Annotated in this window: 12 protein-coding genes and 5 riboswitches; all 12 genes read left to right on the plus strand. The window is 46.9% G+C overall.

What is annotated here, in order from left to right:
* A riboswitch (cobalamin riboswitch) is annotated at positions 1–172 on the plus strand. This riboswitch is flagged as partial in the annotation.
* 223 nt (positions 173–395) lie between these two features.
* Positions 396–582, plus strand: a riboswitch (cobalamin riboswitch).
* 150 nt (positions 583–732) lie between these two features.
* A complete protein-coding gene (locus VN379_RS20890) occupies positions 733–936 on the plus strand; it encodes a hypothetical protein (RefSeq protein ID WP_325537446.1) in 204 nt (67 codons plus the stop codon).
* A gap of 87 nt (positions 937–1,023) precedes the next feature.
* The gene (locus VN379_RS20895; protein WP_325537448.1) at positions 1,024–1,494 is read left to right on the plus strand and encodes an OmpH family outer membrane protein; all 471 of its coding nucleotides are present in this window, start codon (positions 1,024–1,026) and stop codon (positions 1,492–1,494) included.
* A gap of 358 nt (positions 1,495–1,852) precedes the next feature.
* Positions 1,853–2,752, plus strand: a complete 900-nt coding sequence (locus tag VN379_RS20900; RefSeq protein WP_325537450.1) for a C1 family peptidase — start codon at positions 1,853–1,855, stop codon at positions 2,750–2,752.
* A 51-nt stretch (positions 2,753–2,803) separates the two neighbouring features.
* Positions 2,804–3,061: a hypothetical protein gene (locus VN379_RS20905; protein WP_325537452.1), complete on the plus strand. Its 258-nt coding sequence runs from the start codon at positions 2,804–2,806 to the stop codon at positions 3,059–3,061.
* Positions 3,062–3,278: 217 nt separating this feature from the next.
* Positions 3,279–3,650, plus strand: coding sequence for a hypothetical protein (locus tag VN379_RS20910; RefSeq protein ID WP_325537454.1), 372 nt, complete (start codon positions 3,279–3,281; stop codon positions 3,648–3,650).
* 59 nt (positions 3,651–3,709) lie between these two features.
* Positions 3,710–4,828, plus strand: coding sequence for a hypothetical protein (locus tag VN379_RS20915; protein ID WP_325537456.1), 1,119 nt, complete (start codon positions 3,710–3,712; stop codon positions 4,826–4,828).
* Positions 4,829–5,290: 462 nt separating this feature from the next.
* Positions 5,291–6,874 carry a hypothetical protein gene (locus VN379_RS20920; protein WP_325537458.1) on the plus strand — a complete coding sequence of 528 codons (1,584 nt, stop codon included), beginning with the start codon at positions 5,291–5,293 and terminating at the stop codon, positions 6,872–6,874.
* A gap of 727 nt (positions 6,875–7,601) precedes the next feature.
* Entirely contained in the window at positions 7,602–8,732 is a 1,131-nt protein-coding gene (locus VN379_RS20925; protein ID WP_325537460.1) for a polynucleotide adenylyltransferase, read from the plus strand.
* Positions 8,733–8,890: 158 nt separating this feature from the next.
* Positions 8,891–9,787 carry a MoxR family ATPase gene (locus VN379_RS20930; RefSeq protein WP_325537462.1) on the plus strand — a complete coding sequence of 299 codons (897 nt, stop codon included), beginning with the start codon at positions 8,891–8,893 and terminating at the stop codon, positions 9,785–9,787.
* Positions 9,768–11,147, plus strand: a complete 1,380-nt coding sequence (locus VN379_RS20935) for a VWA domain-containing protein (RefSeq protein ID WP_325537464.1) — start codon at positions 9,768–9,770, stop codon at positions 11,145–11,147. The genes VN379_RS20930 and VN379_RS20935 overlap by 20 nt, the downstream gene beginning before the upstream one ends.
* 119 nt (positions 11,148–11,266) lie before the next feature.
* Positions 11,267–11,448, plus strand: a riboswitch (cobalamin riboswitch).
* Positions 11,449–11,776: 328 nt separating this feature from the next.
* Positions 11,777–11,955: riboswitch (cobalamin riboswitch) on the plus strand.
* Between the two features lie 277 nt (positions 11,956–12,232).
* Positions 12,233–14,182: a TonB-dependent receptor gene (locus tag VN379_RS20940; protein ID WP_325537466.1), complete on the plus strand. Its 1,950-nt coding sequence runs from the start codon at positions 12,233–12,235 to the stop codon at positions 14,180–14,182.
* Positions 14,183–14,224: 42 nt separating this feature from the next.
* A riboswitch (cobalamin riboswitch) is annotated at positions 14,225–14,409 on the plus strand.
* Positions 14,410–14,619: 210 nt separating this feature from the next.
* Positions 14,620–15,649 (plus strand): TonB-dependent receptor plug domain-containing protein (locus VN379_RS20945; protein ID WP_325537468.1); only part of this gene is annotated, 1,030 nt, incomplete at its 3' end.

Consider the following 15,649-nt stretch of genomic DNA (forward strand, 5'->3'; position numbering starts at 1 on the left):
GGGTACAGGTGCCCCTAAGGGCATAATAGAAAAGCCGGTTAAAGGCCGGCGCGGTCCCGCCACTGTAATGGGGAGCGAATCCAAGAGTTGCCACTGAGACATAACCGTCTTGGGAAGGTTTGGAGGAGCGACGATCCAGAGCCAGGAGAACTGCCTGTACAACAATCACCGTTGACCTGCGAGAGATAGGGAGGGGATTACGTGCATGTTTTTTGCCGGCAGTTTTCTGGGATAAATGCAGAAGCCTCCTTTAGTGTTGTCATCACAGGAGGCTTCTTTTTATTTTGCCGGTTGTGATCGTACAATAGAGAACTTTTTAAGGATAACGGACTTTTAATACCTGCGAAAGTTGCGCTTAGACACAAATTTGCCGATTGTGTCTAGGTAAATAGGATCGAACCATAGCGGGTACAGGTGCCTTTCAGAAGGCTTAATAGGGAAGCCCGGTGCAGATTCCGGCACGGTCCCGCCACTGTAACAGCGAGTTAGCCCTGACATGCCACTGGAAGCGATAAACATTCCGGGAAGGCCGGGCTGATGATGAACTGGAGTCAGGAGAACTGCCTGTACGGACAATCTTCGCTTGATCTGCGGTTGACAGGGAGAAGATTAGGAACAGTCTCTGTGAGCTTTATCCTTACACGGGGCAATCGTTAAGCAAAGGAGGCGGCGGTAAGAAACCAAACAGGCAGGGAGCGGATCACCACTGTCCGACAGAATAGGAGTGGATTCATGAAACAGGAACAAATTAAACAACTTACGCAGAAACTTTTGGCTTGCGGTTATCATTCGGAGCAGATCAAGCACATCATCAGCGACGCCCTGGAGAGCGGGGCAGCGGACGCTGATAATTCACAGGAACAATTAATTATTGATGCCCTGGCAAGCTATGTTGAATTCGGCAGCAAGTGCAAAATGACGGGAAACCGTAAGTAACAACCTAGCCTGCTATTCTTCTGGCATCATACATGCGATTCGGACAGGCCGGCTAAAGAGAAAATACATAGTATAGGAGCATACACTGTGCAACAGGCAAATAGCAACAGCAACAAACTGGCAGCACTGATCATCGCCGTATTTTTCATATTCGGTGCCGTCGGACTGGTAACCCCAACCCCGGCGCTGGCCGCCAAGGCCAAAGCCAAAAATGAACAAACAGTTGGCTATGTCAACAGACAACAGGTCTTTGCCAGCTACCCCGGCATTGAGGACCTCATGAACCGCGTCCAGGCTATGCGGGCTGAGGCGCAAAAAGACTATGACACCAACGCCAAAGACCTGCCGCCGGCCGACAAGCAGGCCTACAGCGATAAACTGGCCCGCCAGCAGGCCCAGCGGGAAGACGAGCTGATGAACCCGGTGAGTGACAAGATCGAAGCAGCCATTAAGGCCGTCGCTGAGGCCAAAGGACTGACAGCAGTGATTGATGCAGCATCTGTGGTCTACGGCGGTATCGATATTACCGCCGACGTGATAAGTAAAGTGAAACAATAAGCAGCAGCAGCGACGGCATGACGGCAGTTTTTATTGCAAAAATGCCGCCTCCAATAATACGTAGACAGCTAAACAAGTTATATACACCCCAAGCAACAAAGCAAGTCACGGGTAGCCCATCCCTATAAGGGATAGCTTGCGCAAGCCTGGTAATAGGTAATACTTGCCAGCGCCGAAACGGCGCTGGCATTTTAACGCATCAGGGCCGTCACTATTCCTGTTTATTGGCGCGGCAGTTGCTGCGGTTCCGGGCGGTTTTCGCAGATTCCTGATTGCGCATCGCCGCGTTAGCCTCAGGAATGTATCATAAGACAGTTCCTTTGACATAGATATACATGAATGTTAAGGAGGACTTGTTATGAATGCTCATGTAACTCTGCCTGACAGGAGGATCGTGGGAACCGGCTGGCGGCCGCCCCTGCCCGACCTGCGCGATTATACCGAGTGCCATCCCGACATCCAGGAAACGCTGAAAAAACTGGGGATCGATGACAACGCTTCCTTGCCGGCTAAAGTGGATTTGCGCCAGTGGTGCAGCACGCCTGTGCCGGAGCAGGGCCGACTGGGGGCGTGTACCGCTCATGCGGCAGCAGCCATTATCGAATACTTTCAAAACCGGGCCTTTGGCAAACATTTTACCGCCTCACGGCTATTCATCTATAAAAACTCCCGCAACCTACAGGGCGTGACCGGCGATCAGGGCTCCTATATCCGGGATACCATGGGGGCGCTGGCGCTGTGCGGCGTGCCGCCGGAAAGATATTGGCCCTATACCGACAAGACCCCGGATTTTGACAAAGAGCCGACTTCGTTCGTCTACGCGGTGGCCGACAACTATGAAGCGCTGCAGTATTTCTGCCATGATGCCCCCAGCGTCAATCCGTCTCCGGCCGATGTGCTGTGCAGTGTGAAAAAATATCTGGCAGCCGGCGTGCCCGCGATGTTTGGCTTTTACGGTTTTGCCTCGTTTATGATGTCCGACGTCCCCGGCGGCATCCCCGGCCCCGGCCCGGATGAAAAGGCCCAGTGGAGCCATGCCGTAGCGGCTTTTGGCTATGATGATGCGCTTAAAATCAAAAACACTCAATATAACCGGGAAACTACCGGCGCGCTCTTAATCCGCAACTGCTGGGGCAGCGCCTGGGGCGACGCCGGCTATGGCTGGCTGCCGTATGAATACATACTCAATAAGCTGGCGACAGATTTTTGGTCGCTGTTAAACATGGAATGGATTGCCACCGATCAGTTCGGAATGTAGGCAGGCCGTAACGGCCAACAGGAAATTTTAGATAGAATAGGGGCATCACATATGCAAAACGACAATGCAAAAGCAAGAAAGTTTCAGGAATACCTGGCAGCCAATCAGATTACCTGCTTTGGCGCACAGGAAATGAATGACGAGTTGCACACCGTCATTTTTCGCACCAACCTGGAGGTTGGCGGACAAAACTTACCGGTAGTGCTGGTCACCGACGACAGTCTCCATACCCCGCTTCAGGTGCTTGTCGTGCCGGCCGCTGTCCAGGCGCAAATAGACATAGCGTTCTCACCTATGTCAATGAACTGAACCGGACCTATAAGAGCTTCAAATATTTCATCGGTGAAGATAATGCCCTGATTCTGGATGTCTGCCTGACGGTTGCGCCGGAGCATTTTGAACCACAGCTGGTCAGTCTGAGTCTGGACATCATTCTCCGGCATCTGCAGGAAGAATACCCGGTGATCATGCGCAAAATCTGGGTGGAGACCACACCCAACCAATAAAAAAAAGAGGAGTAACCACGATGAAAAAAACAATTTATTTCTTGCTGCTGGTATTTTGTCTAAGTGCAGGCAGCCAGGCGGCTGCCAACGAACAGTCGCCGGCGGCTCCAGCCCCGGCTGCTGCCGCCGTCACCAACCTGGCCACAGGCTATCCGACGATCAAAGAAAAACTGCCGCCGGTGCCGGTGCCGCCGGCTTCATTGAAAGACGCCAAAGCCACGGCCGCCTATATTGCCGCGGTCGATGCCTATTTAAAAGCCGCGCAAAGTTATATTGACGCCGCGACCAACGATGCCAATCTGGTGATCCAGGCACGGAACGCCGCCATTGAAAGTTCCAACCAGCTTGTTGCCGATTATAACGCCTTTTTCAAAATCGACACAAAAAAATAAGTATGCCTCTGGCGGACTAAGGTCTGCAACATCGCCGTGAGGCAGCGGGAGGGATAACTATGAGCCTGCTGGACTGGTTTGCCAATTTGTTTGCGAAAGAAGCCAGGCATTATGTGTTTACGCCGGTAACATCCGACGTAGAAAAGCTTGTGTTTCAAGAGGGACAGCATTATTTTCGCCTGCGCCTGGCCGAAATGTTCCTAAAAGACGACCGGAAGCTCTTCCGCAAGTATGTGCCGGTGGTTTCCTCTGTCGTCAGTCTGCAATTCGGCTCCAATGCCGCCCAGCAGCTGCCCAGCGTGGCCGGCCCGCTGGCGCTGAATCTGAATGAAAGCTCACTGGGGCAGGGTGTGGAGCTGAATTACTCCCTGACCAATCTGGTGCCCTATCGCGGCGGCAATGTGTCGATCAGCGCCGCCTTATTAGCCTATGTTAATAAAGATTATTTTCCGCCCTTCCTGAGTCTGGCCAACAGTATTTCCAGCCTGCTGACGATTGGCCAGCTGTCCACCACCCTCAAGGTGGTCGAAAGTGCGGTAACCGGTATCCAGGACCTGCTTGCCGGCGGGGATAAAGACATCCGCCTGGTGTATCACGACGAATATTCTGGTACGGACAGCCTAGGTGGAGTATCTTTGCAGAGCGGCTATTTTGCCGTCATCGGCGCTGATGCCGGTAGATTTAACCCGGAAAAATTATTTGTGAAAAACTCGCAGCTCTACTTCGGTGATGAGCCGCAATCAGCCAAGCCGCTCACCGGCTACGATTATATGCTGTTCAGCGTGGAAGCGGCGCTGTATCGGGATGACTTCCGTTATTTCGCGGAATACAACAGCTTGCTGTATACGGCGATTGAAAAAGGCATGACAGACAAAACCGAGGGCGATGCCGTCATCCGGGCCGCCATGCTGGCGGTTTTCAAATCAGATGATCTGACCTACGTCGATAAAACCCGCGTGGCGGCCGCGCTTAAAGAGGAGTATGAAGAGCGAATCGCCCTGCAGGGCAAGCTGAAAGGACCGCTCAGCGAAGCCGGCGAGTGGCTGAACGACAGGGCGCTGGCGATCAACCCGAAGGCAACCTTCACCAAGATTTCGCCCTTGCTGGACAATCACCAATTGGATGATACGGCGATTGCCAGTCAGATCTTTGCTATGATCGTGAATGATGAAATTTAAGCAATTGTTATTATGCGTAAGTAGCATAATAAAGGCCAACCTACTAGTGTAAGGGGGGGCTGTAATCCAAGTTGGAGCGGAAACCGCCTCCTAGCCAAGGTCTGCGATTATTCTTTAACCCAATCTTAGACTAACCGTTTCCGGTTAGATAACCTGCAGGGCTGGCGTGTTTGCAACACGTCAGTCCTTTTTTAAAACCAAGACATAGGGACGGAGGTTGCGTCTTGTAACAAGTGCTATACCAGTCGGGTAACCGTAGATTAAATCTGCGCAAATTATAGACATATTCTTCTGAGAGTCTGCATACGATGGGAATAATAAACAGCCATATAGCGTTGGTATAGGTGTCTTTCGGGGCTTAACAGGGAAAAACTGTGAAGGTCAGACGCAGATCGTAGTGTCACAGCCTGAAAAACCAAAGCTAGAGAGAGCGTGAAAACGATGAGACAGGAAGACGGAAGAATGCAAATTGATCTGTTGCCGTTTATGGCTAAGGCAATAGCCAAAAATGCAGCGGCCAGACGAGAACTGGATATCATCTATGCTGACGGCATAATGACTATTGAAGGTGCAGCTTCTTCAAGATGGCAAAAATACTACAACTATTACCGGGAAAGTGATTTGGTAACAGAACTCTACTGCCATAAAGCCACTGCTCTTATTTTAATCTCTTTGAATAATGATGAAAACAGTAAAAAAGCGGCGGCCGCTTTGGAACAATTGCTGAAAAAATGCTGGCCACCGCTGTATACCTATATAAAAGCAAGCGGTGAAGAAGTCTCTTTTGATCCGTTCTGGCTAGATTTGGCAAAAAAAGAGGGGAAAGCAACCCTTCGGGAGTTGCGTAATCTGCCGCAGCTAACGAAGCGAATGGAACAGAACCCGCACCTCAAACAGACAGTAAAGAAAAAATCGATCTTTGACGGAGATTTTGTCATGTTTCTGTATCTTGCTAATTTGTTTAAGAAAACAATCAAGGAGCAGGGGCAAGCGCAAGCGACAATCTATATTCATATTTGTGTGAAGCATTTAGAAGAACAGGAAAGAATGATCAGACGAAAGAAACCGCCGGTCCTTACCAGCAAACAAAAAGAACTGGCTGATACGCTGTGGCAATCAATTGACCAGAAATTGAGAGGAATCCCGGCTAGTTTAACTGAGTATTTTAATATCCTGGATGCTAATAGGTGTCGGCTTGAAAAGGAGAATTTCAGCGGTCTGCCTCTCGATGCACTCGGGCAGGTGATAGTTAGTCGCCAGTCACTAAAGAGTGCTATTGAGACGATGGTCACCTCTTTGCCGGATGAAACAACAGCAACCGCAGAGTTAAAGCAGGCTGCACTGGAGCTTTTCACGCGAACGCTGTGTATCCGCGCTTGCGCGGCTGAATATGAAAAAGTGAGAAGCCTTGCGTTTCAATATGTTTGTCTGGAAGAAAAAGCCCAGTCTAAGCCGGCTCAAGAAAAACGGGATAAAGAGCAACTGGAGCAGGCACAGAAAAAAATTCTGGCGCTTGAGCAGGTGCTGGCACAAAAACAAACAATGCTAAATGAACTTCAGCTCAAAATCAATAAAAAAGAAATCGCTGACCAAAGAGAAAGAGAGCAATTGCAGGAAAAACTGGATGATATCAATCAAGTGTTCATAAGCCTGCTTGCTGCAGAAAAGCAGCAAAATGATCCTAAACATGAAGTGGACTTTAGCCAGGAAACAATGGAAAAAATAGCGTTGCTTAAAGTCATCATCATTGGCGGACGAACTGTCTGGCAGCAAAGGCTAAAACAAAAATATCCGAGCTTTGGCCTTATTTCGTCTGAAGATGTTAAATTCGACCTGTCTATACTGGACGCAGCCGATGTAATCGTGATTAGCTGGAAATGCTTAGGCCACAGCTTGTTTTACAGGACTGTTCATTATGCCAGCAAACACAATAAAAAAATCGTTTACCTTGGCAGCAGTAATGAAAGACAGCTGCTGCAAGCGCTATATTATGAATGCATTTTGCCAATAGAGGCAAGTAATATCACGGCGGTAATGATTAATTAGTGATTTAACTGCCTTTAAGCTTTATGCAGTAGACGTAGGGCTGCTGCACAGACTTGCCTTGCTTGGTCCAATAGCCTTTAACTAGGGTTTCTCGATTGTTCACAGAATTTAAATGGAGCTTTAGTGGAAAATTTTTGTACTGCAGGGTTTGGTAAAACATTATGAGGCTACTCCAAGGTATTGGACGTCCGGCGATCAGGCAGAGGTGGATTTTAAGTTTATTGATCTGGGGTTGGAAAAGGTAAATTACGCTTGTACGCCAGGTTTGCCAACAGCAAAGCAAAAAGCCGCCTTCTTTATGAAGGCGGCATGGTATCGTAACAGAGCCAGCGCGAAAAATTCTCTTTTACGCTCTGGGAAAATACGGTATACTAAGCGTACAGGCTGCTCGGGGGACGGTTAGCCCCTTCCTGTTAAGGAAGGGGGTGGTACGATGAGTATCTATGAGGCCTTGACATTTGCTGTCGCATTTGCCCGCTCATGGTATTGGTCACGGCCAAGAAGAAATAACCGCCCTTGCTCAATGCGGCGGTTATTTCTTAAATAACGCGAACTTGGGCTAACCGTTTTCCGGTTAGACAGCCTGTGGGGCTGGCGTGTATCAGCACGTCAGTCCTTTTCTTATATTATACCCATAAGAATAAAAATATGCAAGGTCAGAAAAAATCGTAAAAGTACGGTGGCGGTTCTGCTGTAATAGATCAGGTAAGGAGATGAGTGACAGACAATGAGTGGCAATTTGTTAACAGAACAGGCTTTTGCTGAAACCATTGCCGCCAATGGTGGCCGTGTTTTTCGGGTTGGTGGCTGTGTTCGTGATATGTTTATGGGGATAACACCGCAGGATATTGATTTTTGCATAACCGGTATGGTGAAGAAAAACTTCAAAACACTCTTTCCTGAGGCCGAGGAGTGCAGCAAAGCATTCCCAGTTTTTCGTTTGCTGATTGATGGTCAGCGGTGTGAAGCGGCTTTTGCGAGAACAGAGCGCAAAGTTGGCAGCGGCCACAAGGGCTTTAAGGTGGCCTCCAATCCGAAGATAACTATTGAAGAAGACCTGCTCCGCCGTGATACCACCGTCAATGCGATCGCTGTTGATTGTTTGAATAACGAGGTTATCGATCCCTTTAATGGACGCCGGGATATTAAGGACTCAATTCTTAGAGCAACAGGCAAGCATTTTGCGGAAGATCCAATCCGTGCTTTGCGGCTGGCCGGTCAGGCTGCCCGTTTTGGTTTTGAGATCGAGTCCGGCACAGTGGCTCTTGCCAGTACGGTTGCTGTCGAGTTGGCTGCCGAACCTGTCGAGCGGCTGCTCGCGGAATTGATGAAGGTTTTGGCAGTAGCGCAGCAACCGGCGCGGTTTTTTAAGGCTTTGGCAGCAGCTCAGTTATTGCCGGCTGCTTTTAGCGAAATCTCAGGGTTGTCTCAGGCTGAATTCGACACAGCAATGGCTAACCTGGATGCCGTGGCCCGGGTGACCCCAAAGCCCAAGCTAAGGTTCGCCGCCTTAGGGTTGGCACTTGATCAGGATCAACTCAGGCGTTGGAACAACAGGATGACATTACCGGGTGACTGGCTTGCGGCGGCTGTTATTGCCGGCAATACTGCCGCATTCCTGGCAGCACCCAGTCCGGACAGGATCGTAGACGCCGTTAACCGCTTACGGCGCGGGGCATTGAGTATTGAGGAGTTTGATATCATTGCCACGGCAGCGAGCCTGAGTCTCCCGGAATTGACGCCAGTTATGGCAGTATTCGCTTTACTGCCGGAGGATCCTGTTGCTAAAACCTTACAAGGGGAAAAACGGGGCGAATGGCTGAGACAGAAACAAATCGAGGCTATTGCTAACAGGTGAAGTATAGGAACGGTTTTTTTCAATAGGGAGCAAATCCAAGGTAAAAGTATGTTGGTCACCCGGCATTAAATTTGATATACTGGTAAAAAAAGGGTTAATTAAATCCAGAAGTGAAAAGGTCGTTTGGCGTAAAATTATTGTTACAGGCAGAGGAAACTATGGAACAAACAATGATGAACGAATGGGAAGAATTAAAGCAAGGCTTGAGGCAGAAAGGCTACATTGCCGATGACAATACGGCGATGCTCCTTCAGGTCTCTGTATTGCTGAGCAAGCCAATACTGATCGAGGGACCGGCGGGAGCCGGGAAAACTGAATTGGCAAAAGCCTGGAGCCAATATCTGAACCGGAAGCTTATCCGGCTGCAATGCTATGAAGGTATTGATGAGGCGAAAGCTTTGTATGACTGGAATTATCAGAAACAGCTGTTATACATACAAGCCCAGGGGGCAGCTCAGAAGAATTGGTCTGATATGAGTCAGAGTATCTATGCAAAGGAATTTCTGCTGACACGGCCGTTGCTGGAAGCCATCAGCAGTGAAACGGCTGCTGTTCTTCTCATTGATGAAATTGACAAAAGTGATGAGGAATTTGAAAGCTTCCTGCTGGAAATTCTGTCAGACTGGCAAATATCCATTCCCGAAACCGGCACCATAACAGCCGCCAGTATCCCATCAGTCATCCTTACCAGCAATAATACCCGCAACTTAAGTCATGCCCTGCGCCGAAGATGCTTATATTTATATTTGGATTATCCTAATGAACAGAGAGAGCTTGAGATATTAAAGCTGTACTTTCCGGCACTTAACGATGTATTGGGGAAACAAGCTGTGGCTTTTGTCAGGCATATAAGACTGGAGAAATTAAAAAAACATCCCAGCATTAGCGAAGTTATTGATTGGGTAAGCATTCTAAGCCATATGGGTGTGCAAGAGCTTTCTAACGACATAGTGGTAAATACTGTGAATATACTTTTGAAATACCGGGAAGATTGTCTTAAAATTATAGAAAAAGTGAATCAAAAGGACTGGTTGCGTGGATTATATCATCTTTGATCTTGCCAGGATTCTCCGCAGGTCAGGCATTGGAGTCAGCACCCAGGAAATTGCCGACAGCATCCAGGCTCTGAAATTATTGAACACAAATAGGCTGGATAAGTATGCCTTTTATCATGTATTAAATGCGACAATGCTTAAAACCGAATGGGGTGCTGCGTATCTTCAGCAGCTTGTTGAACTTTTTTTGGAACCGGACCCGGAAATTGTGGCAGACCATACAGGGGTACTTTTGCTGCAGGGCTCCGCAGCCCGGGAAACAGGCTGTGGCGAAGCAGGTTTGGGCAAAACGGGGGGCGGGGCCTCTGTGTCGCTATTAACAGAGGCAGTATTGAAAAAAGATGTGGACTTAATTTATGCTATTGTTAAACGACATAATCTAAGTCTGAATCTTTTATGCGAGAACCAGGATGAGGCCCTTATAAGCTTCAAGCTGGAGAGCGGCTGGTTTCAGGTGTCTGATCGAATTGAGGAGGAGTATAAACAGGGGCAGCTTTGTACTGCTGATTATCATTGTGCTCAGGAAAGCCTTGAATTATGGCAGAGCTTTCTTCTGGCAGAATTTGAGCGTCTTCAGGTAAAGAATATGAGCCGGGATTATTTGAGTCAGGTGATGAAAAAGCAGAATCCTACATGTTGCAATTTCCTGGATGCTGATGATGCTTATCTTTCAATCATGTCCCGTGAGGTGGCAAAGCTGGCAAGGCGGCTGGCTGTAAGAAAGGGACGGCGCAGGAAGGTGGCAAGTCAAGGCCGGATTAATATAAACAGGAGCCTGAAACTTGCAATGCAAACCGGTGGTATACCATTTAAACTTGTGAAGATGGCGAGAAAGCCGTCAAAGCCGGATATTTGCCTGTTATGTGACATGTCTAATTCAGTGAGAAGATTCAGCTATTTTATGTTGTTGTTTGTATATACTTTGCAAAAAAAATATTCGAATATCTGCTCGTTTCTGTTTGTGGATCAATTATTGGAGGTTACAGAGTATTTTAAAGAACAGGATGTAAGCAATGCCCTTGAAAAGATCGGTGGTTTGAAGGGTTTTAATCGTACCGGGTTTTCTCATTACGGCAATGTAATCCGGCAATTTACGGACCATAACCTTAGTGTATTAAATAAAAATACAACTGTCCTGATTTTGGGGGATGCCAAGAATAATTGGAATACAGTGGACGGCAGTGAAGTTCTACATAAAATCAGGGAAAATGCAGCGGCTCTGTATTGGCTGAATCCTTTACAGTTGAATTTGTGGAATCGTGATGACTGTATTATGGAAAAATATCGCCCAAGCTGTACTGGCGTATATCAATGCTCCAATATCGAACAATTGGAGCGGTTTGTTGCAGAAATCTTATAGGGTTTGTCGATAATATTTGTGGATCAAAAGTTGGATTAACGCAGTTTTGTTATGAATACACTTTAGAAAATCTTGACAAAGAAAAGTATGTCCTGTATACTACTACTCATAGCAATATAATTGAATAGTCTGAGTTAGGTGCCCTTCGGGGCTTAATAGGGAAGTCCGGTGTAATGCCGGCGCGGTCCCGCCACTGTAACGGGGAGTAAGCTTAAGATATGCCACTGGGACGAAGGTTCTGGGAAGGTTTAAGCAAGCTGTGATCCGGAGTCAGGAGAACTGCCTAGCTGACAATCACCGTTTTCACCCACGAGGTATGGGGAGGAGATTACAGTAAACACTTATCGGCTTGGAATCATCCAGGTTGATTGTGTCCACTTGTTGAATCTACTCCTGGTATTAACCAGGAGTTTTCATTTAGTATCACTGTAGAACTACTCCCAACTGCAACAGCAGCTGGGAGTTTTCTTATTAGTTGCCATTTTTCTAACTCCTTTAAGTTTTGTGCCTATAGGCACGGGTCTTTATGACCCACTTTTTTTTTCCTGGCTATAGGAAAACGAGAGAAGGATGTAACTGCATTGATGTACCGTTAGCGGAGAGGTTTGTAAGAAACACTTATAAAGATAATTTCATAAGCAAAGATAGGTGCCCGTAAGGGCTTAATAGGGAAGAACGGTTAAAGTCCGTCGCGGTCCCGCCGCTGTAAAGATGAGTATTGTTCAGAAAATGTCACTGGACGTTGCCAGGAAGACGGAACAATATGAGGAATCTGAGCCAGAAGACCTGCCTTAATCTTATACACACCGTTTGTACTTACGAGCGATAGGGAGGTGGGTTATTGCCATACACAATTAGTAGATTATGCCGGTATTCCTAAATGGATTCGGTCTGGTCGTCTGTGGAAAATAACCTTCTATCTAGCGATGGAGGGTTACTTTTATGTGTCCGGAGAATTCTCCGCAGGCGGTACTGACGCCGCAAGAAAATGCCCTTAACCGACTTAGGGAGGTGGCTAACGCAGGGTATTAACAGAACAGGTTGGTAAGTAAGTTGATTGAGTAGATGAGGAGCTGGTGAGTAAAATGAAATTAAGTAAACGACAAAGAAGGATTGGTTTAGTTGCTCTGTTTTTGTCCACGATGGCCGTAGCCTCGACAGTTTGTGCGAGTTCTGCTGAAATAACAGAAGAGCATACTTTGGATACCATAGTTGTCACTGCCCAGCGGTATGAAAAAAATGATTTGGATATTGGGGCAGCAACCGATGTGTATACGAGCGAACAATTAAAGCATACCGGTGCCAGAAATCTTCAGCAGGCACTGTCCATGGCTACAGGCATGGTGTATCAATCAAAAGGTCCTGGTGGGGCTTCTCTTGGTTCTATGACTAGTAAGGTCAGCATCAGGGGCGTAGAAAAAGGGACGCTAGTATTGATTAACGGCACGCCGTTAAATTTAAGAGGATTATATAATCTGGAAGATATTCCGTTGGACAATGTGGAGCGTATTGAGGTGGTCAAAGGCGGGGGCGCTGTTTTATATGGCAGTGAAGCTACCGGCGGCGTTATTAATATCATTATGAAAAAAGAAATGCAGAATACGGTTACACTCGGCGGCGGCAATTACGGACAGCAGAACTATGGCCTGACTGTGCAGGCCGGTAAGCTGGGGCTCAGCTATACCTATGATAAATGGGGCGACATTGGCAGAATTTCCTCTACTTTATCCATTCCGGAAATGTATAATGTGTTTGATGGTTCGGAAAAAAATAATGTCGCGTTCACTTATGCGTTCAATGAGGATGTTGATTTGTTGTACAGTCATAATGAATCAACCAGCAAGTTTACTTATACCTTCGGCGAAGGTTATTCACTTGACGGTCAGGCGCGCTATAACCGGAGACACGATAATACCAAGGATTTTGTTCAACTCAATGTGAAAGACGGCGATTTGAAAGGGAATTTTTATTATAACGCCAACAGCCTGCAGTCCACAGGTACGGATTATTACAATGCCAGCGGTGATAGCAGTGGCTATCCACAATGGAAAGATTCTGAGGAAAAGAACCAAACTTATGGATTGGACATGCAAAAGTCCTGGCAAACGACCCGAGGCACACTATTGTTTGGCACGACATATCAAAACGAAAGGTATACGCCCGCGGTTAAAGAAAGCACCAAATATCAACGCAATAATTATTCCTTTTACGGGCAATGGGAAGTGCCGCTGCGCGAGGCCGATACCGTTACCGTAAGTGCCCGGAAAAGCTGGACCGGCGGTGCGGATAAAGATAAAAACTACCATAACTTTAGTGCACAGGGACAGTTTGTTCATAAATTGACGGAGAATGAAAGCCTGTATGCCAGTGCTGGTCAGTCTTTTGTCATGCCAACCTTTAGTCAAATGTATTCTACTGGAGACAGCGGTATGGTGGTCGGCGATCCGAACTTGCGTCCGCAGACCGGCCAGCATTATGAAATCGGCTGGAAGAAGAATTATCATGACCATAAATGGCGGGTGGCATTGTTCAATTATAATATTGAGGATAATATTAGCTTTAGTAAACTGTCTAATAAATACTATGCCGTCAATGAAGATTTAAAAAATACCGGGATAGAGCTGAGCGCGGATATTCTGGGCAATAACGGCTGGTCATATCAGTACGGGCTGACGTATAGCAATCCCCAGGCAAGGTCGAAATCCGAAAAAGCCGGTGTTAAGGACTATTGGGACAGAAACTTCGGCAGGGTACAATTAAACGGCGGGGCAACGTACCATATGGATAAGTGGACGGCCAGCCTATCGGCAAATTACCTGGCTAAACGGGTGCTTACGCCAAGTAGCGCGCACTCTTTTGAAACCAAGCCTTATTTATTAACGACCTTGAATGTCAATTATGCCGTCGATGCAACCAGTGAAATTAATTTGAGCATCGACAATCTGCTGGATCGTCAGGACAATGTTAATCATACCAGTTCGGCTTACTATACAGCCCCTATTAACTATATGCTGAGTTATAAATACAAGTTCTAACAGGGGAAAAGCATCATTTGTTTTGTAATCTTACCGAATAATTTAATAACGATAGAAATAGGTGCCCTTAGGGGCTTAATAGGGAAGTACGGTTAAAAACCGGCGCGGTCCCGCCACTGTAATGGGGAGTAAATCCAAGGTACACCACTGAGACGAAAAATGTCTTGGGAAGGTTTGGAGGCACAATGATCCAGAGCCAGGAGAACTGCCTATTTGCCGATCACCTTTTGACCTACGAGCGATGGGGAGGGGATTAAACGTACATATAATGTACATATTCCGTCCCGGCGTGTTTTTCATGCCGGGACGGAATATGACATAACAATGTGTTTGTTCTCCCAATAATTATTGGGAGTTTTTTATTGGCTCATTAGAGTCGATGTTGTTGCGCCCAGTGTCGCGGTCTATTAATAAAAATAAATGTGGAGATGAGAATTGTGAAAAAAGGTAAGTCGAAAAAACAAATGAATGCATGGTTATGTGCCATGGTCGCTAGTGCGCTCTTATGGCAGGCGCCGGGAGCTGCGTATGCAGAAGAAGTGGACGAGTATGAGTTTGACCAAATGGTGGTTACAGCAACCAAGACGCCTGTAAAGCAATCAGAAGCCAATGCTAATATTTCGGTAATTACCAAAGAAAAAATTGAGCAACAGCATTACACCGATTTGGAACAAGCATTAAGAGATGTTCCGGGGGTTACCATACTGAATTATGGCAGAGCCGGCTATAATCTTAGTAATGGCCTAAGGATTAATGGCTCCCCTAAGGTATTAGTTTTAGTTGACGGAGTAAGTGCTGGTCATGCTGATATAACATTTCCGGCAAGTGCTTATATGGCTTTGGAAAATATCGAGCGTATTGAAGTTCTCAAAGGCTCAGCTTCGGCGATATATGGTTCTGATGCCAAAGGCGGCGTTATTAATATTATTACGCGTAAACCGCAAGGGGATAAAAGTTATTTGAGTATAAGCGGGGGGAATTTTAGTCGGGAAAACTATTCTTTTGCTAAAGAAGGAGTTGCCGGGGACTGGGCCTATCGCGTAACAGCCAAGAAGAGTCTGCTCGGTGATGCTGAGGATGGCAGAGGAAGAACTATTCCCCAGTCCCTAAATGCCGATGCGCTTGGTTTTAAAATTACGAAAAGTTTTAAGGAAGGCTCTGATCTAGCCTTATCCTACAATTCTTATAAATCTGACTGGATGTATTATGATGCTGCATATGGCGGTGGTATTACCCGGGGTACATCCGAGGATTACGACTGGAGTATCGTTTTTAACCATGAATTTGATAACAGTGCCAGTAATACCTTTACTTTTAAAAACAGTCATTATGATTATGTTGCACCGACATGGACACGCAATGTTAATACATTAAATATTGCGGATCAGTTTACAAAAAAAATAAATGATCGGCATACGGTTATTACTGGTTTTGATTATACCAGGGATAAAGTAATCTCATCAGGTG

Origin of the sequence: Sporomusa sp. (genome assembly GCF_035561255.1) — a bacterium.
Lineage (GTDB): Bacteria > Bacillota > Negativicutes > Sporomusales > Sporomusaceae > Sporomusa.